This window comes from Pseudomonas putida NBRC 14164 (assembly GCF_000412675.1).
GTDB classification, from domain to species: domain Bacteria; phylum Pseudomonadota; class Gammaproteobacteria; order Pseudomonadales; family Pseudomonadaceae; genus Aquipseudomonas; species Aquipseudomonas putida.
Genome location: NC_021505.1, coordinates 5,903,557 through 5,926,958, shown reverse-complemented (window position 1 = coordinate 5,926,958; position 23,402 = coordinate 5,903,557). Strand labels below are relative to the sequence as shown.

The following is a 23,402-nucleotide window of genomic DNA, read 5'->3' as shown; positions in this document are numbered from 1 at the left end:
TTCCTTTACGAATATAACTCCCTCCCTATACTTGTCTCCAAGCACGCAAACTTACTGGAGGCGTCCCCATGCGCAATGAGTCAATTCGTTACCTGATTGTGCCGGGCTGGCAAGGATCGCCAGACAACCATTGGCAAAGTCACTGGCAGCGCACCCTGCCCAACAGTGCGCGGGTCGAGCAGCACGACTGGCTCACCCCGCAACGGCAGGACTGGGTGCAGGCGCTGGAGCAGGCGATTGCCGCCGAGCGCTCGCCGGTGATCCTGATTGCCCACAGCCTTGGCTGCGTCACTGTCGCCCATTGGGCTGCGCAGGCCAGTCCGGCCTTGCGGCGGCAGGTGCGGGGTGCACTGCTGGTGGCACCGGCAGACGTCGAACGGCCGACCTGCGCGCCGGCCCTGCGCAACTTCGCGCCGATCCCGACCGAGGCCTTGCCATTCCCCAGCCAGGTCGTCAGCTCTGACAACGACCCTGCCGTAAGCGTGCCGCGGGCCCTGCACCTGGCCCAGGCGTGGGGCGCCGAAGCGGGGTTGCTGAGCAATGCCGGGCACATCAACGTCAAGTCCGGCCATGAGCGCTGGGAACAAGGCTTCGCCTACTTGTATCGCTTGCAGAGCCGGGTCGAGCAGCGCGCACTGCGTCGCGCCTGATAGGCCTTAGCGTTTTCCGTTTACCTGACGCCCGGCCAATGAAGGCCTGGGGCGGGAGTTCGTCATGACGTTTCAAAACCCGTTTGGCCAGCCACTGCTGACCTTCCCCGAGCTGGACAAAAGCCCGCTGAGCATCCGTGCCAAGGCCCTGGTGTTCATCGACCCGCGTTCCCAGCAGTTGCGCGAAGACCTCGAGCGCTTGGCGCCGCAACCGTTGCCTGTGCTGATCCGTGGCGAAACCGGCACCGGCAAGGAGTTGCTGGCCCGGCAGATCCACCGTGCCAGCGACCGTGGAGGGCTGTTCGTGTCGGTCAACTGCGCGGCCATCAGCCCCACTTACGCCGATGCCGAGCTGTTCGGCTACAGCGCCGGCAGCCATGGCGGTACGGCCAGCAGCCGCGCTGGCTGGTTCGGTTCGGCCAACGGCGGCACGCTGTACCTGGACGAAATTGCCGACTTGCCGCTGGCCATCCAGGGCAAGCTGCTGGCGGCCCTGGAAAACCGCGAGGTCACCCGGGTGGGCGCGCAGCAGCCACAGCCGGTGGATGTGCGCCTGGTCGCCGCCACCAGCATCGATCTGGCACGGGTGGTACGTGCGGGGCGCTTCAACGAGCGCCTGTACCAGTACCTGCGCGAGGGCGCGCTGGAACTGCCGCCACTGCGCGAGCGGCCGGGCGATATCCTGCCGCTGGCCGAGTACTTCGTGGGCATCTACAGCGTACGCCTGCAGCGGCCTGTGCCGTTGGTAAGCGAGGCGGCGCAGCAGGTACTGGAGGCGCATTTCTGGCCTGGCAATACCCGCGAACTGGAGAACGTCATTCACTTTGCCTTGCTGGTGAATGACAGCGAAGAGATCCAGCCAGAGGACCTCGACTTGCCCAACACCGCACGCTAGACATCGCTCATAAGCAAAGTGGCTGGTGGCAGTTTTTTTTTGGAATAAGCAGCTAAATAAAAGATATTGTTACGGAATAAAAAATCTAGGTATTGTCCGTTTCACGCCCGCTGGTGAACCGGTTGGGCAACCGATTCGCCATCGCCGATGGCCCAGATTCAGAACAAGGACCACCATGAAGAAGACCCTGCTGACCACCGCCCTGGCCGCTGCCCTGTCGTTCTCCGGCCTGGCCGCCGCTGCCGAGAAACTGGTGGTTGCCGCTACCCCGGTACCGCACGCCGAAATCCTTGAGCTGATCAAACCGACCTTGGCCAAAGAGGGGGTGGACCTGCAGATCAAGGTCTTTACCGACTACGTACAGCCGAACGTGCAGGTAGACCAGAAGCGTCTGGACGCCAACTACTTCCAGACCCTGCCATACCTGAAGAGCTTCAACGAAGGTAAAGGCACCCACCTGGAAACGGTCATTGGCGTACACGTCGAACCCTTCGGTGGTTACTCGAAGAAGATCAAGAACCTGTCCGAGCTGAAGGAAGGCGCTACCGTTGCCATCCCTAACGAAGGCAGCAACAGCGGCCGTGCCCTGATCCTGCTGCAGAAGGCTGGCCTGATCACCCTGAAAGACCCGAAGAATGCCCTGGCCACCCCCAAGGACATCGCCGAGAACCCAAAAAAGCTGAAGTTCCGCGAGCTTGAGTCGGCCATGCTGCCGCGTGTGCTGGACCAGGTCGACCTGGACATGATCAACACCAACTACGCCCTGGAAGCCGGCCTGAACCCGGCCAAGGATGCGCTGGTGATCGAAGGTGCCGACTCGCCGTACGTGAACTTCCTGGTTGCCCGTCCGGACAACAAGGACAGCGAAGCCATCCAGAAACTGGCCAAGGCCCTGACCAGCCCGGAGGTGAAGGAATTCATCGCCAAGAAGTATCAGGGCGCTGTGCTGCCGGCGTTCTGATTCGCTTTCGATACCCTGCATAACCCAACGCCGACACCCCTGTGTCGGCGTTTTTGTTTCTGTATCTGGGGCCGCTTTGCGGCCCAATCGCGACGCAAGGCCGCTCCCACATGGGTTCGGCGTACGCGGGCCATTGTGGGAGCGGCCTTGCGTCGCGATTGGGCTGCAAAGCAGCCCCAGGATGTATGCCCCGGTGAAAAATGCTTGGTGATATGCATATGCAATAAAGATATTTATTAAAAATTTTTTAGATCATTACAGTCTAGCAATCGTGCCCCCGCGCACCCCGCAGACTTGCTTTACCCATGACCCTCGACACCGCATTCATCCTCAGCACGCTACCCGCCTTCCTCAAGGCCGTGGGCGTGACCTTGCAGGTAGGCCTGATCGCCATCGCCACCTCGCTACTGGTTGCCCTGGTCAATGCCACCCTGCTGGTACTACGCACCCCCTACCTTTGGCGTCTGGTCAAAGCCTACGTGGAGCTGGCCCGCAACACGCCGCTGCTGATCCAGCTGTTCTTCGTCTACTTCGCACTGCCGAGCCTGGGCCTGAAGATTTCCGGTTTTTCCGCTGCGATCATCACCATGACCTTCATGGGCGGTGCCTACCTCACCGAAGTGTTGCGGGCAGGCATCGAAGCCGTGCCCCGTGCCCAGCTTGAGTCCGGGCGTTCCATCGGCCTGTCCGAGGGGCAACTGCTGCGCCATGTGGTGCTGCCCCAGGCCGGTATCCTCAGCCTGCCGGCACTGTTCGCCAATTTCATCTTCCTGCTCAAGGAAACCACTGTGGTGTCGGCGGTGGCCGTGCCGGAAATCCTCTACACCACCAAGAACTACATCGCGCTGTACTACAAGACCTACGAAATGCTCACCGTGCTGACCCTGCTCTGCGTGCTGCTGTTCCTGCCGCTGTCGTTGCTGCTGCGCTATGCGGAAAGGAGGCTGCAACATGGCCAGTTCGGGATTTGACCTGTTGCTGCAGGTGTTGCCGCAGCTCGCCGGCGGCGCCGCGCAGACCTTGGCCATCTCGGCGCTGGGTATTCTGTTCGCAACGCTGGGTGGCGTGCTGTACGGCGTGCTGGCAACCCTGGGCAACCGTGCCCTGAACATCGCCTTGCAGGTGTACCTGGAGCTGTTCCGCGCCATCCCGGTGCTGGTCTGGCTGTACCTGGTGTTCTTCGGCCTGCCGATCTTCTTTGCCCTGAGCATTCCCAGCTTCTGGTGCGCCGTGCTGGTACTGGCCCTGTGGGGCGCCAGCGAGGTAGGCGAGGTGGTGCGCGGTGCACTGGCTTCGTTGCCGCGGGGCCAGCGCGAGGCCGGGTTGTCGATCGGCCTGGCCGGCTGGCAGCTATATGGCTACGTGCTGCTGCCGCAGGCGCTCAAGCGCATGACCCCACCGACTATCAACATCTACACGCGGATCATCAAGACCAGCTCGCTGGCGGTGCTGATCGGCGTGGTCGAGGTGATCAAGGCCGGCCAGCAGATCATCGAACGCACCTACGAATCTGTGCTGATCTATGGCGCCTTGTTCCTGTTCTTCTTCATCGTCTGTTATCCGCTGTCCGCCGCTTCACGCGTGCTGGAACGCCGTTGGGCACACTCATGAGCGCATTGATCGAATTCCAGGGTTTCAACAAGTTTTTTGGCGAGCAACAGGTGCTCAAGGACGTCGACCTCAAGGTGGCGGCCGGCGAAGTGGTGGTCATCCTCGGCCCCAGCGGTTGCGGCAAAAGCACGCTGCTGCGCTGCCTCAACGGCCTGGAGCAGGCCCATGGCGGCCACCTGCGCCTGGCCGGGCAAGAGCTGCTTGACCCGCGCACCGACTGGCGCGACGTTCGCCAGCGGGTTGGCATGGTGTTCCAGAGCTACCACCTGTTCGGCCACATGAGCGTGATCGACAACCTGCTGCTCGGCCCGCTCAAGGTGCAAAAACGCGAACGAGCCGAAGCGCAGGCCCAGGCCGAGGCGCTGCTGGCGCGGGTCGGCCTGCTGGACAAACGCGACGCCTTCCCCCGGCAATTGTCCGGCGGCCAGCAACAGCGCATCGCCATCGTGCGCTCGCTGTGCATGAAACCCGAGGTGATGCTGTTCGACGAGGTTACCGCCGCACTCGACCCGGAAATGGTCAAGGAGGTGCTGCAGGTGATCCAGGGCCTTGCCCGCGACGGCATGACCTTGCTCATCGTTACCCACGAAATGGCCTTCGCTCGCGCGGTGGCCGACCGCATCGTGTTCATGGAGGCCGGCAGGATCCTTGAACAGGGCGACCCCGAGAGCTTCTTCACCCGACCGCAGACCGCACGCGCGCAGCAGTTCCTGGAGAAATTCTCCTTCGTAGAAAGCCTGCCAAAGACACTGCACAAGGAACTGTCATGAAAACTGCCAACCTCACCAAACTGCTGGGGCCGTTGTTTGGCCTGGCCCTGCTGGCCGGCTGCAACAAGGCCGAAGAACCGCCCAAGCCGGCAGCGGCATCGCCAGCCACCAGCTACCTGGAAACCATCAAGGCCCGCGACAAGCTGATTGTCGGGGTGTTCACCGATAAGCCGCCGTTCGGCTTCGTCGATGAAAAAGGCCGCTATGTGGGCTTTGACACCGACATTGGCCGGCGCCTGGCCAAGGACCTGCTGGGTGATGAAAGCAAGGTCGAGTTCGTTGCCGTGGAACCGGCCAGCCGCATTCCGTTCCTGCAGAGCGACAAGGTCGACCTGATCCTCGCCAACATGACCGTGACCCCGGAGCGCAAGGAAGCGGTGGACTTCACCAACCCCAACCTGCGCGTTGCCGTGCAGGCCATCGTGGCTGATGGCAGCTCGGTACAGAAGCTCGACGACCTGGCCGACAAGACCATCATCGTCACCACCGGCACCACGGCAGATATCTGGCTGACCAAAAATCACCCTGACTGGAAACTGCTCAAGTTCGAGAAGAACAGCGAGTCGCTGCAGGCCCTGGCCACCGGCCGTGGCGATGCCTATGCCCAGGACAACCTGATCCTGTTCAGCTGGGCCAAGCAGAACCCGGGCTACCGCGTGCTGCCGCAGCTGCTGGGTGACGAAGCACCGATTGCGCCAGCGGTGAAGAAGGGCAACACCGAGCTGCGTGACTGGGTGAATGCCGAGCTGGCCAAGCTGGGGGAAGAAAAGTTTCTGCTGAAGCTGTATGACCAGTATGTGCGCAAGGAACTGAGCGATGACACCAAGCCGGAAAGCGTGATCGTCGAAGGCGGCAAGTGGCAGGGCTGACCGTGTGATTGGGGCCGCTTTGCGGCCCATTCGCAGCACAAGGCTGCTCCTACAGGATTGCGCGGTCTTGTGCAGGAGCAGCCTTGTGCTGCGAATGGGCTGCAAAGCAGCCCCATCGATCACCCACCCGGTACCAGCCTCAGGGTACTTTGCGCCGGAATCACCCCCATCTGCGCCCGCTGATACTCCCCCTGCACATACCCCTCGGCCTGGTCCGCATAATACTTGTCGAACGGCACGCCACTCTGGCCGACCGGGTTGATGGTCAGTGCCTGCCCGGCATCGGCAAAGTCGATCAGCCGCCGGGTCGACGGCCCATAGGTGACCGGCCACGGCGCCGGGCCGATCTTCGCCGAGAGGTTGTTCGGCACTTCGTGGGTACCGGGTGCGGCGAACGGCCCGACGTTGAACAGCAGGTTCAGCGGCTTTTTCACCCCCAGCGGGTGGTTGTGGGTCAGGGTATGCGCCTTGCCCCATTGCCAGCTGGCGGGGTCACTGCCCAGGGTGTCACGCAGGTGCTTCAAACTGCTCTGCCAAGCCGTGCGCACGACTGCGGTACGGTCTGTGCGCAGGTTGCCTCCGCGGGTGTTCCACCAGGGTGAATCGGCATCCGCCGCCAGGCGCGGCAAGGCTGCATCGATGGCGCGGGTGCTGATCAGTACCGGGAACCACGTGTCACCCAGTTCGTCATGCAGGGCAGCAAATGCCAGTTCGTAGAGGAACTGGTTGAACAGGGTGGCGCTGGTCGAGTCCAGCGGGTAGTCGCCGCGCCAGGCAGCCAGCTGCTCGACCAGTTCCTTCTCTTCGTCACCTTCGGCCACCGCGCGCAGCGTTGCCAGCAGTGGTGCAAGGGTGCGCGGGCCATGGTCGCTGGCGGTGTCCAGCTGCAGCGACTGGCTGTTGTGCGTGTCCCATTTCACCTCAGGGTTGGCCAGCTGGCGGTCGAGCTGGCGGCCACGGTCGGGCAGGTTGTAGTAACCCGGTATCGGCACCGCTGCCGGCGGTTGGTAGTTGGCAGAGACGATGTAGCCGCGCGCCGGGTTTTCCTGTTGTGGGTTGGCGTTGAAGGGGTAGAAGCCGAGCTTGTCGGCCTGCGCGCTGGCACCGTCGAGGATGAACGCCGGGTCGACGCCGTCTGGGCGGATTGGCAGCTTTGCCGCCGCCCACCAGCCGATATCGCCACGGGCATTGGCCCAGACAAAGTTCAGCCCCGGCGCGTGAACTTTGGCAGCGGCTTCGCGCATCTTGCCCAGCGTATCGGCACGGTTGAGCTGGTAGAACCCTTCGAGGATCGGGTTTTCGGTTTCCAGAAATGCCCACCACATGGCGATTGGCGTGGGCCCGGCCGTGGCGCCCAACACGTCGTTGACGATCGGGCCATGGGGCGAGCGGCGCAGGCTGAGAGTGACCGGCGCTTCGCCTTTCACCGCAATCTGCTGTTCGGTCTTTTCCAGCGCCTGCCATTTGCCGTCGACCATGACCTGGTTGGCGTCGGCAGGGTTGGTGCGCTCGGCGATCAGGTCGACGTCGTCGTTCTGGAACATGGTCAGGCTCCAGCCGAAGTCGCGGTTATGGCCCAGCAAGGCGAACGGGTTGAGCGCCTGGAAGTAACCATACAGGTTGAAACCGGGCGCCGACAGTTCGGCCTCGTACCACACCGCCGGCACCGCGAAGCCGATATGCGGGTCGCCGGCCAGCAGCGGCTTGCCGCTGCGGGTATGGCTGCCGGCCACCGCCCAGGCGTTACTGCCTTCGAACTGCGGGATACCGGCGTCGCCCAGTGCTTCATGGCTGAGCCGGGCAAGGGCCTCCAGGCTTTGCCAGTCGGCAGCCGCCAGTGGCGTGCCCAAGGCGCCTTCGGGCTGCCAGCCGAGGTCGAAGATGTTCAGGTATTCAGGCCCTAGCTGGTCGCGGATGTAGGTAAGCGCGGGCTCGGTGCGAAACGCGGCCGCGAAGCTGTAGGCCAGGTAACCGGCGATACTCAGGGTGTCTTCGGCGGTGAACGGGCGCGGGGTGATGCCGAGCAGGTCGAACTCCATGGGCTTGGGATGGCTGGCCTGCCAGCTGTTGACCCCGTCGAGGTAGGCTTGCAGGGCCTGCCAGGCAGGGGATTGCGGGTCCTGACGCTTGGCCATCAGTGCGGCCTGATCGCGAATGCGCAGGCTGCGGAACAGGGTGTCGGTGGGCAGTAGCTTGTCGCCCAGCACCTCGGCCAGTTCACCACGGGCCAGCCGGCGCAGGATCTCCATCTGGAACAGCCGGTCCTGGGCATGCACATAGCCCAGGGCGCGATACAGGTCTGGTTCGCTCTGCGCCTGCAGGTGCGGCACGCCGCGGCCGTCGTAGCGCACAGTGACCTGCGCCTGCAGGCCGGCCATGGCCACCTCGCCCTCGCGTTGTGGCAGTTTGCCCTGCACGTACCAGTAACCGGCGCCAGCGGCCACGGCCACAACCACGGCCAACAGGGTCAGGCTGCGCTTCATGCAGACTCCTTGTGCGTTCAAGCGGAAAATGTGGTCCGATCATCGGCGGATTCGCGAACAGAGCATAGCCCCAGGAAGGAGTTTCCATGTCCCTCAGCGAAAAACAGAAAATGCTCGCCGGCCAGCTCTACCACGCTGGCTGCCCCGAGCTACAGGCCGAGCAGATCGCCAACAAGCACTGGATGCACCGTTACAACAGCAGCGTCGAACTGCTCAACGATGCGCGTCACGGGCTGTTGGCCGAACACTTCAATGAAGTTGGCGAAGGCGCGGTGATCCGCCCGCCGTTCTATTGCGACTACGGCTACAACATCAGCGTCGGTCGCAATACCTTCATGAACTTCAACTGCGTGATCCTTGACGTGGTGCAGGTGCATATCGGCGACGATTGCCAGATTGGGCCCAATGTGCAGATCTACACCGCCGACCATCCGCTCGACCCCGAGGTGCGACGCAGCGGGCTGGAGAGTGGGCGGCCGGTGACTATTGGCAACAACGTGTGGATCGGCGGTGCTGCGATCATCCTGCCGGGGGTGACCATTGGCGACAACGCCGTGGTGGGCGCCGGCAGTGTGGTGACGCGGGATGTGCCGGCGGGTGCGACGGTAGTGGGTAACCCGGCGCGGGTGCGTCAGCCCGCCCAAGGGCAGTAGCAGCCCACTGCCAGGGTATTGGAGGCGCTGACCTGGCGACTGTCGAGCAAGGCCTTGAGGATTGGCTCGATGAAGCTGTTGCTGGCATTGCACACTGCGCCTTCGCTGTACGGGCCAAAGTAGGCCAGGCGGCCTTGCCGGTCCCAGATGGCCACGGCCGGGGAGGCCGGCAGGTGTTCGCTGCCCGGCAGGTTGGCGATGGGCTTGAGGGCGGCGAGGTTGGCGGGTAGTTGGCCCTGGCTGCCGGGCTTTTGCAGCACGTGGAAGGTAACGCCGTGGCCTGCGAACTGGTTTACCAGGTCGCCCAGGTGTTGCTGGTTGCCGACATTGCACGGGCACGCCGGGTCCCAGAAATGCACCACCCGGACCGGGCCGGGGCCGGCCAGCTCGGCAGGCAGTTGCAGCTGGCTGCCGTCGAACAGCGTGGTCTGGTTGTCGAACGGGCGCAGGTAGCGGGCCTGAAAGGTGGTGTAGGCCTGCCAGGCCAGAGCGGTGCAGAGTGGCAGGGCAAGGGCAATCAAGATTGGTTTGACGAGTCGCGTCTGCATGGATGTCTGCGGATATCTTGTGGTGGGTTCGCTGGCCCTATCGCCGGCAAGCCAGCTCCCACAGGTTATCCGCTGACCTCAGGCCCGAGGATAACCTGTGGGAGCTGGCTTGCCGGCGATAGGGCCAGTTCAGGTGACACATAGCCCAAGCTTGCCATGGCGCCGGCCAGAGCTGAAGATTCCAGATCAATACATTGCATCAATGTGGATGTGCTCGATGCCCGCTGCTTTTCACCCCGACCACCTGCGCCTCAGCCTTTTGCCGTTTACTGCTTGCCAGCCGTTGTCGGTCGAGGCACAGGACTACCAGCGCTTCTATGGCCTGAACCTGTCGGTACACAGCTGGCTGGGCGGTTTCCAGGCGGCGGGCTTCGACCTGGTCGGGCAGGCCTGGTTGCCTGACCAGCCAACCGCGACGCTGTTCCTGCTGCACGGCTACTACGACCACATGGGCCTCTACCGGCATGTGGTCGAGTGGGCACTCAAGCAGGGTTTCGCCGTAATCAGCTGCGACCTGCCCGGCCACGGCCTGTCCAGCGGCGAGCGGGCCAGCATCAGCGATTTCGCAGTGTACCAGCAGGTGCTGGAGGCGCTGTTCGAACAGGTGCGCACGCTGCAACTGCCGAGCCCGTGGCACTTGTGCGGGCAGAGTACGGGCGGCGCCATCGCGGTGGATCACTTGCTGCACCAAGGCGCGCGCAGCCCCATCGATGGCCAGGTCATCCTGTTGGCACCGCTGGTGCGGCCGTGTTCCTGGCGTTGGTCGAAGTTCAGCTACCGAGTGCTGCGGCATTTCGTCAACGGCATCGAACGGCGCTTCAGCGAGAACACCAACGACCCGGCCTTCCTGCCGTTTCTGGAGGCCGACCCGCTGCAACCCCGTCGCCTGCCAACTGCCTGGGTGGGCGCACTGATCGCCTGGGTCAAGTACATCGAGGCCGCGCCGCGCAGTTCGCGGCGGCCGTTGATCGTGCAGGGGGAGGCCGATGGCACGGTGGATTGGCCCTACAACCTTGAAGTGCTCAAGGCCAAGTTTGCCGAGCCGCAGATCCTGATGCTGCCCGAAGCCCGTCACCACCTGGCCAACGAGCTGCCGGGCATTCGCCAGCGCTACTTCGACTTCATCGACCAGCGCCTGGGCTGATCACTTCAGGTCGTTGGTGCTCTGGCCAACCGCCAGGCCCGCGCGGACTGCGGCCAGGGCCGCCTGGTAGTAAGCCTTGCCGTCGGGGGACTCGGCGAAGGTGGCAAATTCTTCCAGCTCGGCGTCGGACAGATCGCGGTAGACGTACAGCAGCGTGTTGTTGAGGTCTTCGCCAATCTGCCCCATCAACCGCTGGCGCTGGCCGTCGAGCAGGCCCTGGGCCTGGCCGCCGCCGAACAGGCCGGGGATCATCGAACTGAGGCTATCGGCTGCCACGCCGGCGATGGCCAGGCTCACTTCGGCACCGGCTTCACGCGCCGGCAGGGCCTGGGCCAGGTGGCCAATGACCAGCAGGCGGTCGTCGCTGGCCTGGATCTTCGGCAGCCCCTTGGCGTTCTTGGCCAGCTCATCCTTGCGGGTGGCCTTGAGTTCCGCCGCCACCACCTTGCGCCCCAGCGGTGACTGGAAGAACGCCAGGGCCGGGGCCGGGTTGGCCAGGGTGGCGCGCAGCTTTGCCTGGGCACGACGGTCCACCGCCTGGGCCTGGAAGCGCTGGTTGCTGTTGTTGACCAGCGCCTGGTACACGGCGGGTGGCAAACTGTTGCGGTAGCGTTCCTGGGCGGCGCTCAGGGCATCGTTGAAGTGGGCGCGCTGGTCGGGCCAGCCGGCGGCCTTGTACAGTTGATCCAGGTTGTCTGCCCAGACAGGCATGGTGCAGATCATCAGCAGAATCAGGGAAAACAGACGGCGCATTCAGGACTCCTGTCGGCAGGTGGCTATTGTCCTTGGCCCGGCGCCGGTTTGTCGAGTTATCCGCGTGTTTCTCGGCCAAGTGGCGCTGTGCGCCGGCATGGCTAATGGATATGATGCGCGCCATGCACATCTCCCCTGAACACCCGATGCTTGCGGCCGTCGTCGACGATCTGGCCACCCATGGCTGGTCCCGGCAGGCACTCTTTCTGCCTGGCGAACTGGTGCGCGCGCTGGCGGCCGAATGCCGGCGGCGTGATGCCGAAGGCGAGCTCAACCCTGCGGGAGTTGGGCGCGGTGGTACCCAGGAGGTGCGCGAAGCCATTCGCGGCGACCAGATCCAGTGGATCGATCCGGGGCAGGCCGAGGCCTGCGACCAGTATCTGTCGGCCATGGACCAACTGCGCCTGGCCATCAACCAGGGCCTGTTCCTGGGCCTGGAAGACTTCGAATGCCATTTTGCTCTGTACCCACCGGGGGCGTTTTATCGCCGGCACCTGGACCGCTTTCGCGACGATGACCGGCGCATGGTCTCGGCCGTGCTGTACCTGAATGAAGGCTGGCAGCCGCAGGACGGTGGCCAGTTGCGCATGTTCCTGGCAGACGACGTGGCGCTCGACGTCGAGCCTGTGGCGGGTTGCCTGGTGGTGTTTCTGTCGGGTGAAGTGCCCCACGAAGTGCTGCCGGCCGGCCGTGAACGGTTGTCGTTGACGGGTTGGTTCAGGCGACGTGGCAATGACCCGTTCTGATTTGCCCAAGGTGCTGGTCAGCGCCTGCCTGCTGGGGCAGCCGGTGCGCTATGACGGCCGGGCCAGCGGGCACCCGGACCTGTTGCAGCAATGGCAGGCCGAAGGGCGCGTGGTGCCGTTGTGCCCCGAGGTGGCCGGTGGCTTGCCCACCCCGCGCCCGCCAGCGGAGATACCGGGCGGGCAGGGCGGCGAGGTGCTTGATGGCACTGCACAGGTGCTGACGGTGACGGGCGAAGATGTCAGTGCCGAATTTCTGGCCGGGGCGCAGCTGGCGCTGGAGCTGGTGCGTCGGCATGGCATCCGTGTGGCGGTACTGAAGTCTGGCAGCCCCTCGTGTGGTAACCGGCTGACCTACGACGGCACGTTCAGTGGGGTGAAGGTGGCGGGGGAAGGGGTGACCACGGCGCTGTTGCGGCGGGCTGGGGTGCAGGTGTTCAGCGAGCTGGAGCTGGAACAGGCGCAGCGGGCTTTGGGGTAAACCTGTACCGACCTCTTCGCAGCACAAGGCTGCTCCTACAGGGATCGCGTACCCTTGCAGGAGCAGCCTTGTGCTGCGAAGAGGCCGATACAGGCAATACAAATCTTACTGCCCGGCTGCAGTCTCCTGCACACCCTTGAACCACTTCTGCTCAAGCTCGGCCGTGCGGCCACTGTCTTTCAAGCGTTGCAGCGCATTGTTCACCGCACTTTCGAACGCCGGGTTGTCCTTCTGGAACGGGATCACCAGCTTCTTCTCGCCAAACGGCAGGCTCACATCGAGCGGGCCGTCGCCCTTGGGCGCCTCACTCGATGGGGTGAGTGCGACGTCGTACTTGCCACTCTCGACGCCGCTCAATACTTCGGCAGCCGGGGCTTCGACGAACTCGGCGCGCAAGTCCAGTTCCCTGGCCAGGTCCTGGCCAAATTCGATGTCGAAACCCGTCAGGTGGTCGTCTTGTTTGAACGCGTACGGCGAATTGTCGGCCTGTACGGCAATGCGCAGTTCGCCCCGGTCGGCGATTTCGTCGATCAGCTCCGCCTGGGCCAATGGACTGATCAGTACTGCCAGCAGTACCCCTATGGTTGAACGCATGATTGCCCCTTTTCTTTTAGCAGATGAATAACTTTCGCCACGGCTTTCTTCCTCGCCGTGATCGAGCGCAGCCTATGACCTTTAAGCCTCGGCATTGTTTAACCCTGACCGAAATATTTCTGTCAGACAATGTGAACACCTTGGCGATTATTTCAACTAAGGTGAACTACCGTCGCCGCCGGATGAAGGGCGGCGGTCAATAAGTGAATCACAGGAGAAGTGAATGAACAGCCTATTTTCGCGCGCTGCCGTTGCCGGTCTGCTGATGGGAGCGTCGGTTTTCGCCGTTGCTGCGGACGCCCTGAAGAGCCAGGAGCCGCCCAAGGATGCCAAGGTCTTCATCGTTTCCCCCGCCGATGGCGCAACGGTCGACAAGACCTTCACCGTCAAGTTCGGCATCGAGGGTATGGCACTCAAGCCAGCGGGTGACCAGACCCCGCACACCGGCCACCACCACCTGCTGGTGGATGTGGACAAAGAACCCGTGGCCGACATGCCGCTGCCGACCAGCCTGATGCCAGAAGCTGGCACCGCACTGCCGGCGGGCCCGCAGGTGCTGCACTTCGGCAAGGCGCAGACCGAAACCAGCATCACCCTGACGCCGGGCAAGCACACCCTGCAACTGATCCTGGGTGACCAGTATCACGTGCCGTTCAAGCCAAGCGTAGAGTCGAAGCAGATCACTGTCGAAGTGAAATAAAAAAAGGGAGGCCACCAGGGCCTCCCTTTTTCATGCAGCAAGCAAACTTAGAACAGGACGCGGGAACGGATGGTGCCCTTGACCTGTTGCAGCTTCTCTTGCGCCAGGTCCGAGTACTCGGCGTCGACGTCGATCACCACGTAACCGACCTTCTCGTTGGTCTGCAGGAACTGACCGGAGATGTTGATGCCGTTCTCGGCGAAGACTTTGTTGATCTCGCTGAGCACGCCTGGGATGTTTTCGTGGATGTGCAGCAGGCGGTGCTTGCCTGGGTGGGCCGGCAGGGCTACTTCCGGGAAGTTGACCGAGGACACCGAGGTACCGTTGTCGCTGTACTTGACCAGCTTCTCGGCCACTTCCAGGCCGATGTTGGCCTGGGCTTCGGCAGTAGAACCACCGATGTGCGGGGTCAGGATCACGTTGTCCAGGCCGCGCAGCGGGCTCTCGAACTCTTCGTCGTTGGAGCGTGGCTCGACCGGGAACACGTCGATGGCGGCGCCGATCAGGTGCTTGTCCTTGATGGCGGCGGCCAGGTGGTCCAGCTCGACCACGGTGCCACGGGCGGCGTTGATCAGGATCGCGCCCTTCTTCATCGCGCGGATTTCCTTCTCGCCGATCATCCACTGGGTGGATGGCAGCTCAGGCACGTGCAGCGAGACGATGTCGGCCAGGCCCAGCAGCTCGTTCAGGCTGGTGACCTGCACGGCGTTGCCCAGTGGCAGCTTGGTCAGCGGGTCGTAGAAGTACACCTGCATGCCCAGGTTCTCGGCCAGGACCGACAGCTGGGTGCCGATCGAGCCATAGCCGACGATGCCCAGTTTTTTACCGCGGATTTCGAACGAGTTGGCCGCGCTCTTGATCCAGCCGCCACGGTGGCAGGAGGCGTTCTTCTCAGGGATGCCGCGTAGCAGCAGGATGGCCTCGGCCAGCACCAGCTCGGCTACCGAACGGGTGTTGGAGTAAGGTGCGTTGAACACGGCGATACCGCGCTCGCGGGCAGCTTCCAGGTCGACCTGGTTGGTGCCGATGCAGAAGCAGCCAACGGCTACCAGTTTCTTGGCGCAGTCGAAGATCTCTTCGGTGAGCTGGGTGCGCGAACGGATGCCGATGAAGTGGGCATCGGCGATCTTTTCCTTCAGCTCGGCTTCCGGCAACGAACCAGTGAGGTATTCGATGTTGGTGTAGCCGGCGGACTTGAGGGTATCGACCGCGTTCTGGTGCACACCTTCAAGAAGAAGGAACCGGATCTTGCTCTTGTCGAGAGAAGTCTTGCTCATCTGCGTAAACCTGTATCCCGGAGAAAAAATGGCGAGGGGTGATGCCAGGCGCGAGGGCAGCCTTAGCATGAACAGCGGGAGGGCTATGCTAGCATACGCGACACAATCTGAGCTTATCCCGACAGGTGAAGAGTGCTCAGGGTGACTATGAATAAGTCGAGAGTTCCAGCGATGACCCACCCCGCTGTTATTGAAGAACTGATGACCCTTGTCGACCCTGGCAAGGTCCTGACCGACGCGGCTTCCCTCGAAGCGTATGGCAAGGACTGGACCAAGCATTACCCCCCGGCGCCCAGCGCCATCGTCTTCCCCAAGACAGTAGAACAGGTGCAGGCCATTGTGCGCTGGGCCAATGCGCACAAGGTGGCCCTGGTGCCATCGGGTGGGCGCACCGGGCTTTCTGCCGGCGCCGTGGCGGCCAATGGCGAGGTTGTCGTTTCCTTCGACTACATGAACCAGATTCTCGGCTTCAATGCCTTCGACCGCACCGTGGTCTGCCAGCCCGGGGTAATCACCCGGCAGCTGCAAACCTACGCCGAAGAGCAGGGCCTGTACTACCCGGTGGACTTCGCTTCCAGCGGCTCCAGCCAGATTGGCGGCAACATCGGCACCAACGCGGGCGGCATCAAGGTGATTCGCTACGGCATGACCCGCAACTGGGTGGCCGGGCTGAAAGTGGTCACCGGCAAGGGCGAGTTGCTGGAACTGAACAAAGACCTGATCAAGAACGCCACCGGCTATGACCTGCGCCAGCTGTTCATTGGCGCCGAAGGCACGCTGGGCTTCGTGGTCGAGGCCACCATGCGCCTGGACCGCGCCCCGCGCAACCTCACTGCCATGGTGCTTGGCACACCGGACTTCGACTCGATCATGCCGGTGCTGCACGCCTTCCAGGGCAAGCTGGACCTTACAGCCTTCGAGTTCTTCTCCGACAAGGGCCTGGCCAAGATCCTCGCGCGCGGCGATGTACCCGCCCCGTTCGCGACTGACTGCCCGTTCTATGCACTGCTGGAGTTCGAAGCCAGCACTGATGAAGTCGCCAACGAAGCGTTGGCCACCTTCGAGCATTGCGTGGAGCAGGGCTGGGTGCTGGACGGGGTGATGAGCCAGAGCGACACCCAGCTTAAAAACCTGTGGAAGCTGCGCGAGTACCTGTCGGAAACCATCTCGCACTGGACGCCCTACAAGAACGACATTTCCGTCACCGTGTCGAAAGTGCCCGCGTTCCTGCGTGATATCGACGCCATCGTCGCGGAGCACTACCCGGATTACGAAGTCGTGTGGTACGGCCACATCGGTGATGGCAACCTGCACCTGAACATCCTCAAGCCCGAACACATGAGCAAGGACGACTTCTTTGCCTCGTGCACCAAGGTCAACAAGTGGGTGTTCGATATCGTCAAGCACTACAACGGCTCGATCTCGGCCGAGCACGGTGTGGGCATGACCAAGCGCGACTATTTAGGCTACAGCCGCTCGCCGGAAGAAATCGCCTGCATGAAGGCAATAAAGGCCGTCTTCGACCCTAACGGCATCATGAATCCGGGTAAGATCTTTTCACCTGAATAAAAAGCAGCATCCAGAGGAGTCGGCCATGAGTTACCAGCACCAGTACGTAGACGGCACGCGCATTCACTTCCCGCTGGGCAAGGTGGTGTGTATTGGCCGTAACTATGCCGAGCATGCCAAGGAACTGGACAACCCGATCCCCACCGAGCCGCTGCTGTTCATCAAGCCGGGCAGCTGCGTGGTGCCTGCCGAGGGCGGCTTCAAGATCCCGGCCGAGCGTGGTGCGGTGCACTACGAGGCCGAAATTGCCGTGCTGCTGGGCAAGCCGCTGTCGACCCATCCGAGCGAGGAAGAGGTGCTGGACGCCATTTCCGGTTATGCCCCGGCGCTGGACCTGACCCTACGCGACGTGCAGGCCAAGCTGAAAGAGAAGGGCCTGCCGTGGGAACTGGCCAAGTGTTTTGATGGCGCTTGCGTGCTGCCGCCGTTCGTCTCCGCTGCCAGCTTCGAGGACGTGACCGACATCCCGGTGCGCCTCACCGTCAACGGCGAAGTGCGCCAGGACGGCAACAGCGCGATGATGCTGAACCCGATCGTGCCGATGATCCAGTACATGGCGGCGCAGTTCTCGCTGCAGGCGGGGGATGTGATCCTCACCGGCACCCCGGCAGGTGTGGGGCCGTTCAATGTCGGTGACGAACTGGTGCTGGAGCTGCCGGGCGTGAGCCGCTTCGAAAGCCGGGTGCTTTAACTCGAAACCGCGTCGCCCTCTTCGCAGGCTCGCCCGCTCCCACAGGTACTGCACAGGCCTTGAATACTGTGCTGAACCTGTGGGAGCGGGGTTACCCGCGAAGACGCCGGACCTGTTTACCCTTTTTTCACACCCTATCCGGATAATGCGCGGACCTACGCCCATTCCCCAGGACACCCGCATGCCATCACCCTCCAGCGCCCCTGCAACTCCCAAGCGTCGCTTCTACCTGCGCTGGCCGTTCGGCCTGGCCGTGGCGGCGGTGATCGGTTATGGCGTCGCAGTTGCCATGCACTGGGATGACCGCGGCGCGCTGTGGCTGAAGGAAAGCCTCGAAAGCACCGCCGAGCGCAGCGAAAGCGTGTGGCTGCCGGACTATCAGGTTGATATCGATGCCAAGCCGCTACCGGGTATGGACGATGACGAAGCCTCGGACCTGGCCTTCAACCCGCATACCCGCACTCTGTTCGCGGTCATGGGCAAGAACCCGATACTGGTCGAGCTGAGCCTGGAGGGCGATGTACTGCGCAAGATCCCGCTCAACGGCTGGAACAACCCGGAAGGCGTCGCCGTGCTGGAGGATGGCTACCTGGCCATCACCGACGAGCGCCTGCATGACCTGACCGTGGTCAAGGTGGATGCGCAGACGACGATGCTGAACCACGACGACTTCCAGAGCCACGACCTGGGCCCGTCGGTCAAAAGCAACAAAGGCTTCGAGGCCATTGCCTGGGACCCGTTGCGTCAGCGGCTGATCATCGGCGAGGAGCGCCCGCCCAGGCTGTACACCTGGAACACCGATGGCCGCGGCCCGCTCAAGGGCCAGAAGCAGCCGTTGCCTAGCGAAGAGCTCGACCTGCGCAACCTGTCTGCACTGGGTGTCGACCCGCGTACCGGCCACCTGCTGGTGCTCTCGGCCGACTCCAACATGCTGCTGGAGCTGGACGAGCAAGGCCAGCAAGTCAGCTTCATGACCTTGCTGGGCGGCTTCAACGGGCTTGAAGACACCATTCCGCGCGCTGAAGGTGTAGCCATGGACGACAAGGGCAACCTGTACATGGTCAGCGAGCCGGCCCTGTTTTATCGCTTCAGAAAGAACTGACCCCAACATCCGAAGTTTCTGATGCTGGCATTAAGCTTTATTTCAGTTGTACATGGTTAGATTCGCCACCCCCACGTCGAGTCTGCCCCATGCGTCTTCTTGTTCGCCTGTTTCTTGCCCTGGCCGTTATCGGTCTGCTCCTGCTCGGCTGGGCCGGGCAGGAGTTTCGCCTGTTCGAGCGTGGCTGGTTCAACCTGAAGACCTGGTGGCAGCCCGCCGGGCAGAGCATCGGCCTGGACCGCTACCGGGTGGTGGTGGAGGCGCAGCCGGTCGAGGGGCTGGATGACGATATCTCCGCGCTGACCTACGACCCTGACCGCAAGACCCTGTTCACCGTCACCAACGCCCGCTCGGAACTGATCGAGTTGTCGCTGGACGGCCGCATCCTGCGCCGCATACCGCTGACTGGCTTCGGCGACCCGGAAGCGGTGGAGTATGTAGGGCCCAACAGCTACGTGATCACCGACGAGCGTCAACAACGGCTGATTCGTGTACGGCTGGAAGACGACACGATGTTCCTCGATGCCGGTGATGCCGAACAGCTCAGCCTGGGCATTGGCCTGAACGGCAACAAGGGCTTCGAGGGCCTGGCCTACGATTCGGCGGGCAAGCGCCTGTTTGTGGCAAAGGAACGCGACCCGATGCTGATCTACGAGGTGCATGGCTTCCCGCATGACAACCCGGAAAAGCCCTACGCCGTGCATGTGGTGCAGGACCGCAAGCGTGATTCACGGCTTTTTGTGCGGGACCTGTCGAGCTTGCAGTTCGATGAGCGCAGTGGGCACTTGCTGGCGCTGTCGGACGAGTCGCGCCTGGTGCTGGAGCTGGATGTTGAAGGTCGGCCGCTGAGCACCTTGTCGTTGCGCAAAGGCTTTCAGGGGTTGCAGGCGACGGTGCCGCAGGCGGAGGGGATTGCGATGGACGAGGCGGGGACCATCTATCTGGTCAGTGAGCCTAACCTGTTCTATGTGTTCAAGCAGGCGGCGGAGTGAGCAGGTGGGGCTGCTTTGCAGCCCATTCGCAGCACAAGGCTGCTCCTACAGGAAATCGCGTACCCCCTGTAGGAGCAGCCTTGTGCTGCGAATCGAGGGCAAAGCCCTCGCCGAAGATTACTCCGCCTTCAGGCTTTTGACGCCCTCAGCGGTACCCAGCAACAGCAAGTCCGCCGGCCGCGCCGCGAACAGGCCGTTGGTCACCACGCCGACGATGGCGTTGATCTGCGCTTCCAGTTCCACCGGGTTGGTGATCTGCAGGTTGTGCACATCGAGGATTACATTGCCGTTGTCGGTGACCACGCCTTCGCGATACACCGGATCGCCGCCCAGCTTGACCAGCTGACGGGCCACATGGCTGCGCGCCATCGGGATCACTTCGACCGGCAGCGGGAAAGCGCCCAGTACCGGCACCAGTTTGCTGCCGTCGGCGATGCAGATGAAGGTCTTGGCCACAGCAGCGACGATCTTCTCGCGGGTCAGGGCCGCACCGCCGCCCTTGATCAGGTTCAGGTGCGCGTCGCTCTCGTCGGCGCCGTCCACGTAGAATTCCAGCTCGCTGACACTGTTCAGCTCGTAGACCGGGATGCCATGGCCCTTCAGACGCTGGGCGGTGGCTTCGGAGCTGGCGACTGCGCCGTCGAAGGCAGTCTTGTGCTGAGCCAGGGCGTCGATGAAGAAGTTGGCAGTCGAACCGGTACCGACGCCGACGACGCTCTTTTCATCCAGCTTGGGCAGAATGAAGTCGACAGCGGCCTGGGCGACGGCCTGTTTGAGTTGGTCCTGGGTCATGCGGGCTCCGAAAAGGGGCAGGGCGGTTTTCAAAGTTGCCTAGTATAACGGCTTGGGCGGCTTTGCTGTGGTCGCCCGACGTAGCGCTGGGGTAGACTCGCAGCCCTCGTCCCGCGGCCCAGTGATGCTTTCCCGATGCTCGAACAGTACGTCAAGAAGATCCTCACCTCGCGCGTCTATGACGTTGCCGTCGAAACCCCGCTGCAGAGCGCCGGGCAGCTGAGCAAGCGCCTGGGCAACCAGATTTTGCTCAAGCGTGAAGACCTGCAACCGGTGTTCTCGTTCAAGATTCGAGGGGCGTACAACAAACTGGCCCAGCTGACCCCGGAAGAGCTGGCCCGTGGCGTGGTCACCGCCTCGGCTGGCAACCACGCCCAGGGCCTGGCCCTGGCTGCGCGCGAGATGGGCATCAAGGCCACTATCGTGATGCCCAAGACCACCCCGGAGATCAAGATCGAAGGCGTGCGCTCGCGCGGTGGCAAGGTAGTGCTGCATGGCGACTCGTTCCCAGAAGCGCTGGCTTATTCGCTGAAACTGGTCGACGAGAAGGGCTTTGTCTATGTCCACCCTTATGACGACCCGCACACCATTGCCGGGCAGGGTACCGTGGCCATGGAAATCCTGCGCCAGCACCCTGGCCAGCTCGACGCGATCTTCGTGCCCGTGGGCGGTGGTGGCCTGATCGCCGGCATTGCCGCCTATGTGAAGTACCTGCGCCCGGAAATCAAGGTGATTGGTGTCGAGCCCGACGACTCCAACTGCCTGCAGGCGGCCATGGCAGCCGGTGAGCGCGTGGTGCTGCCACAGGTCGGGTTGTTTGCCGACGGCGTGGCGGTGGCGCAGATCGGCCAGCACACCTTCGATATCTGCCGCCACCATGTGGATGAAGTGGTGACGGTCAGTACCGACGAGATCTGTGCAGCTATCAAGGATATCTATGACGATACCCGCTCGATCACCGAACCTGCCGGCGCCTTGGGCGTTGCGGGCATCAAGAAGTACGTCGAGCTGTACGGCGTGACCGGGCAAACCCTGGTGGCGATCGACTCCGGCGCCAACGTCAACTTCGACCGCCTGCGTCATGTGGCCGAGCGTGCCGAGCTGGGTGAGAAGCGCGAAGCGATCATCGCCGTGACCATCCCGGAACGCCCAGGCAGCTTCAAGGCCTTCTGCGAGGCTATCGGCAAGCGGCAGATCACCGAATTCAACTACCGCAAGCACACCTCCGACGAGGCGCACATCTTCGTTGGCGTGCAGACCCACCCGGAAAACGACCCACGTGCGGCGCTGGTGCAGCATCTGACCGAGCAGGGCTTCCCGGTTACCGACCTGACCGACAACGAGCTGGCCAAACTGCACATTCGTCACATGGTTGGCGGCCATTCGGCCGGTGCCAGCGATGAAATGGTGTTGCGCTTCGAATTCCCCGAGCGGCCAGGGGCGTTGTTCAACTTCCTCAATAAGCTGGGCGGGCGCTGGAACATCTCGATGTTCCATTACCGCAACCATGGCGCGGCTGACGGGCGCGTGGTGGCGGGCTTGCAGGTGCCGGAGGACGAGCGCCACCTGGTGCCAGCCGCGTTGGCCAAGATCGGCTACCCCTACTGGGACGAAACCGAAAACCCGGCGTACAAGCTGTTCCTGGGCTGAGCGGCTAAGCTAGGGCTGATGGCCCTATCGCCGGCAAGCCAGCTCCCACAAGTGCTGCGCAGGCCTCAAGGCCTGTGATAACTCTGGGGGAGCGGGCGAGCCCGCGAAGAAGCCACCGCAATAATGGCCTATTCAAGGACAACCGAGACATGGAACACCTGACCACCCTCAAGACCCTGCACATCATCGCCACCGCACTGCTGTTTCTGGGCGCCCTGGGCCTGGCGGTGTGGACGGTGCGCGCTCGCCGCCAAGGCGATGCCGAAGCATACGCCAAGCTGTTGCGACGGCCGCTGGTATTCATCTGGCTGGTGATGGGCCTGTGCCTGGTAAGCATGCCGTTCACCGGCTGGTGGCTGGTGCACCTGGTGGGCTGGCCACTGGGGCAGGCCTGGGTGCTGGCGTCCAGCGTCATCTATACCTTCGGCGCCTTTGCCGTGTGGTGGCTGCTGGTACGGCTGAACCGGCTGCGCAAGGCCGAAGTGGTGGGGCTGCGGTTTACCCTGGCGCTGGCGGTGTTCAGCGGGGTCTGCTTCCTGTCCATTGCCGGGCTGATGGGCGCCAAGCCAGTCTGACAGTCCTCTTCGCGGGCGCGCCCGCTCCCACAGGTACAGCGCAGCCCTCAAGGCCTGTGGTGATTCCTGTGGGAGCGGGCGTGCCCGCGAAGAGGCCGGCGCGGGAAACCCTCAATCCCTGAGTGAAACCACCGGCCACCCGCGCTTCTCGGCCTCGGCCCGCAGGTTCGGGTCCGGGTCCACCGCCACCGCATGCGTCACCCGTTGCAGCAGCGGCAGGTCGTTCATCGAGTCGCTATAGAAGTAGCTGTCTTCCAGGTCGAAGCCGTTTTCCAGCATCCAGCGTTCCAGCCGTGTCACCTTGCCTTCACGGAAACACGGTATATCGGTACTGCGGCCGGTATAGCGGCCGTCGTGCATCTCGCATTCGGTTGCCAGCAGTACCCGAACCCCGAGGCGCCGGGCAATCGGGGCGGTCACAAAACGGTTGGTGGCGGTGATGATCACCAACTGGTCGCCCGCCTCGCGGTGCTGCTGCAGCAAGGCCAGGGCCTTGGGCAGGATGATCGGCTCGATGCAGTCGCGCATGAAGTCGCGGTGCCATTCGTCGAGCTGGGCCACAGGCGTTGCCGCCAGGATCTCCATGGAAAAGGCCAGGTAGGCCTGCAGGTCCAGGGTGCCGTTGAGGTAGTCCTGGTAGAAGCCATCGTTGCGTTGCTTGTAGGCGACCGGGTCGAGAATGCCGCGCTCGCAAAGGTAATCACCCCAGGCATGGTCGCTGTCGCCACCGAGGAGGGTATTGTCCAGGTCGAATAAAGCCAGGCGCATTGCGGTCACTCGCATCAGCTACAGGTAGGCCCGCAGAATACGGAGTTTTCACCCGGCTGCACATAAGCTTGGCGGGCGCGTTGCTGCGCTCGCAAGCTTTGTGGAACAATGCGGTGACATGCGTTTGCGAG

At 63.0% G+C, this 23,402-nt stretch carries 25 protein-coding genes; 18 read left to right on the top strand and 7 right to left on the bottom strand.

The genetic code is table 11. The annotated features are described in order from the left end of the window. Positions 1-68 precede the first annotated feature (68 nt). The 7 genes from PP4_RS26380 to PP4_RS26350 all read left to right on the top strand — a co-directional run bounded on the left by PP4_RS26380 (position 69) and on the right by PP4_RS26350 (position 5,756). Positions 69-650 (top strand): alpha/beta hydrolase, encoded by a 582-nt coding sequence (locus PP4_RS26380; RefSeq protein WP_016502131.1) that lies wholly within the window; start codon positions 69-71, stop codon positions 648-650. Between the two features lie 64 nt (positions 651-714). After that, positions 715-1,545 carry a sigma 54-interacting transcriptional regulator gene (locus PP4_RS26375; protein WP_016502130.1) on the top strand — a complete coding sequence of 277 codons (831 nt, stop codon included), beginning with the start codon at positions 715-717 and terminating at the stop codon, positions 1,543-1,545. 175 nt (positions 1,546-1,720) lie between these two features. Continuing rightward, positions 1,721-2,506 carry a MetQ/NlpA family ABC transporter substrate-binding protein gene (locus tag PP4_RS26370; protein WP_016502129.1) on the top strand — a complete coding sequence of 262 codons (786 nt, stop codon included), beginning with the start codon at positions 1,721-1,723 and terminating at the stop codon, positions 2,504-2,506. Positions 2,507-2,811: 305 nt separating this feature from the next. Continuing rightward, positions 2,812-3,477 (top strand): amino acid ABC transporter permease, encoded by a 666-nt coding sequence (locus PP4_RS26365; protein ID WP_016502128.1) that lies wholly within the window; start codon positions 2,812-2,814, stop codon positions 3,475-3,477. Continuing rightward, positions 3,458-4,117 carry an amino acid ABC transporter permease gene (locus PP4_RS26360; protein WP_016502127.1) on the top strand — a complete coding sequence of 220 codons (660 nt, stop codon included), beginning with the start codon at positions 3,458-3,460 and terminating at the stop codon, positions 4,115-4,117. The genes PP4_RS26365 and PP4_RS26360 overlap by 20 nt, the downstream gene beginning before the upstream one ends. Next, positions 4,114-4,887, top strand: a complete 774-nt coding sequence (locus tag PP4_RS26355) for an amino acid ABC transporter ATP-binding protein (RefSeq protein WP_016502126.1) — start codon at positions 4,114-4,116, stop codon at positions 4,885-4,887. The genes PP4_RS26360 and PP4_RS26355 overlap by 4 nt, the downstream gene beginning before the upstream one ends. Further along, positions 4,884-5,756, top strand: coding sequence for a transporter substrate-binding domain-containing protein (locus tag PP4_RS26350; protein WP_016502125.1), 873 nt, complete (start codon positions 4,884-4,886; stop codon positions 5,754-5,756). Before PP4_RS26355 ends, PP4_RS26350 begins: the two co-directional genes overlap by 4 nt. A 119-nt stretch (positions 5,757-5,875) precedes the next feature. On the opposite strand, the gene PP4_RS26345 is transcribed toward PP4_RS26350, so the two are convergent. Further along, positions 5,876-8,239 carry a penicillin acylase family protein gene (locus tag PP4_RS26345; RefSeq protein ID WP_016502124.1) on the bottom strand — a complete coding sequence of 788 codons (2,364 nt, stop codon included), beginning with the start codon at positions 8,237-8,239 and terminating at the stop codon, positions 5,876-5,878. A gap of 86 nt (positions 8,240-8,325) precedes the next feature. Here PP4_RS26345 and PP4_RS26340 point away from each other — a divergent pair, with 86 nt between their 5' ends. Continuing rightward, positions 8,326-8,892 carry a sugar O-acetyltransferase gene (locus tag PP4_RS26340; protein WP_016502123.1) on the top strand — a complete coding sequence of 189 codons (567 nt, stop codon included), beginning with the start codon at positions 8,326-8,328 and terminating at the stop codon, positions 8,890-8,892. Here the strand turns inward: PP4_RS26340 and PP4_RS26335 are convergent. Beyond that, positions 8,871-9,440 (bottom strand): DUF6436 domain-containing protein, encoded by a 570-nt coding sequence (locus tag PP4_RS26335; protein WP_016502122.1) that lies wholly within the window; start codon positions 9,438-9,440, stop codon positions 8,871-8,873. The two genes, PP4_RS26340 and PP4_RS26335, sit on opposite strands and share 22 nt — an antisense overlap. 217 nt (positions 9,441-9,657) lie before the next feature. Here PP4_RS26335 and PP4_RS26330 point away from each other — a divergent pair, with 217 nt between their 5' ends. Beyond that, positions 9,658-10,584, top strand: a complete 927-nt coding sequence (locus tag PP4_RS26330) for a phospholipase BipL (RefSeq protein WP_016502121.1) — start codon at positions 9,658-9,660, stop codon at positions 10,582-10,584. Here PP4_RS26330 and PP4_RS26325 read toward each other — a convergent pair whose 3' ends face one another. Continuing rightward, complete coding sequence (locus PP4_RS26325; protein WP_016502120.1) at positions 10,585-11,337, bottom strand: DUF2059 domain-containing protein; 753 nt, start codon at positions 11,335-11,337, stop codon at positions 10,585-10,587. Between the two features lie 110 nt (positions 11,338-11,447). Here PP4_RS26325 and PP4_RS26320 point away from each other — a divergent pair, with 110 nt between their 5' ends. Together PP4_RS26320 and PP4_RS26315 are read left to right on the top strand one after the other, a co-directional pair. Then, positions 11,448-12,083 (top strand): 2OG-Fe(II) oxygenase, encoded by a 636-nt coding sequence (locus PP4_RS26320; RefSeq protein WP_080642827.1) that lies wholly within the window; start codon positions 11,448-11,450, stop codon positions 12,081-12,083. Next, entirely contained in the window at positions 12,070-12,561 is a 492-nt protein-coding gene (locus PP4_RS26315) for a DUF523 domain-containing protein (RefSeq protein WP_016502118.1), read from the top strand. The genes PP4_RS26320 and PP4_RS26315 overlap by 14 nt, the downstream gene beginning before the upstream one ends. Positions 12,562-12,666: 105 nt before the next feature. On the opposite strand, the gene PP4_RS26310 is transcribed toward PP4_RS26315, so the two are convergent. Beyond that, entirely contained in the window at positions 12,667-13,155 is a 489-nt protein-coding gene (locus PP4_RS26310; RefSeq protein WP_016502117.1) for a transporter substrate-binding domain-containing protein, read from the bottom strand. A 223-nt stretch (positions 13,156-13,378) separates the two neighbouring features. Here PP4_RS26310 and PP4_RS26305 point away from each other — a divergent pair, with 223 nt between their 5' ends. After that, the gene (locus PP4_RS26305; protein ID WP_016502116.1) at positions 13,379-13,855 is read left to right on the top strand and encodes a DUF4399 domain-containing protein; all 477 of its coding nucleotides are present in this window, start codon (positions 13,379-13,381) and stop codon (positions 13,853-13,855) included. A 47-nt stretch (positions 13,856-13,902) separates the two neighbouring features. Here the strand turns inward: PP4_RS26305 and serA are convergent, their stop codons facing one another. Continuing rightward, positions 13,903-15,132, bottom strand: a complete 1,230-nt coding sequence (gene serA, locus PP4_RS26300) for a phosphoglycerate dehydrogenase (protein ID WP_016502115.1) — start codon at positions 15,130-15,132, stop codon at positions 13,903-13,905. A 171-nt stretch (positions 15,133-15,303) separates the two neighbouring features. Between serA and PP4_RS26295 the strand changes: the two genes are divergently transcribed. The 4 genes from PP4_RS26295 to PP4_RS26280 all read left to right on the top strand — a co-directional run bounded on the left by PP4_RS26295 (position 15,304) and on the right by PP4_RS26280 (position 19,486). Beyond that, a complete protein-coding gene (locus PP4_RS26295) occupies positions 15,304-16,701 on the top strand; it encodes an FAD-binding oxidoreductase (protein ID WP_016502114.1) in 1,398 nt (465 codons plus the stop codon). Positions 16,702-16,726: 25 nt separating this feature from the next. Continuing rightward, entirely contained in the window at positions 16,727-17,392 is a 666-nt protein-coding gene (locus tag PP4_RS26290) for a fumarylacetoacetate hydrolase family protein (protein WP_016502113.1), read from the top strand. A 181-nt stretch (positions 17,393-17,573) separates the two neighbouring features. Beyond that, complete coding sequence (locus tag PP4_RS26285) at positions 17,574-18,494, top strand: SdiA-regulated domain-containing protein (protein ID WP_016502112.1); 921 nt, start codon at positions 17,574-17,576, stop codon at positions 18,492-18,494. 89 nt (positions 18,495-18,583) lie between these two features. Next, positions 18,584-19,486: an SdiA-regulated domain-containing protein gene (locus PP4_RS26280; protein ID WP_016502111.1), complete on the top strand. Its 903-nt coding sequence runs from the start codon at positions 18,584-18,586 to the stop codon at positions 19,484-19,486. Between the two features lie 117 nt (positions 19,487-19,603). Here the strand turns inward: PP4_RS26280 and rpiA are convergent, their stop codons facing one another. Next, entirely contained in the window at positions 19,604-20,278 is a 675-nt protein-coding gene (gene rpiA / locus PP4_RS26275) for a ribose-5-phosphate isomerase RpiA (protein WP_016502110.1), read from the bottom strand. A 135-nt stretch (positions 20,279-20,413) separates the two neighbouring features. Here rpiA and ilvA point away from each other — a divergent pair, with 135 nt between their 5' ends. Both ilvA and PP4_RS26265 read left to right on the top strand, forming a co-directional pair. Continuing rightward, positions 20,414-21,928: a threonine ammonia-lyase, biosynthetic gene (gene ilvA, locus PP4_RS26270; protein ID WP_016502109.1), complete on the top strand. Its 1,515-nt coding sequence runs from the start codon at positions 20,414-20,416 to the stop codon at positions 21,926-21,928. Between the two features lie 149 nt (positions 21,929-22,077). Then, positions 22,078-22,503 (top strand): DUF2269 domain-containing protein, encoded by a 426-nt coding sequence (locus PP4_RS26265; protein WP_016502108.1) that lies wholly within the window; start codon positions 22,078-22,080, stop codon positions 22,501-22,503. 111 nt (positions 22,504-22,614) lie between these two features. Here the strand turns inward: PP4_RS26265 and PP4_RS26260 are convergent, their stop codons facing one another. Then, the gene (locus PP4_RS26260) at positions 22,615-23,271 is read right to left on the bottom strand and encodes a histidinol-phosphatase (protein ID WP_016502107.1); all 657 of its coding nucleotides are present in this window, start codon (positions 23,269-23,271) and stop codon (positions 22,615-22,617) included. Positions 23,272-23,402 lie beyond the last annotated feature (131 nt).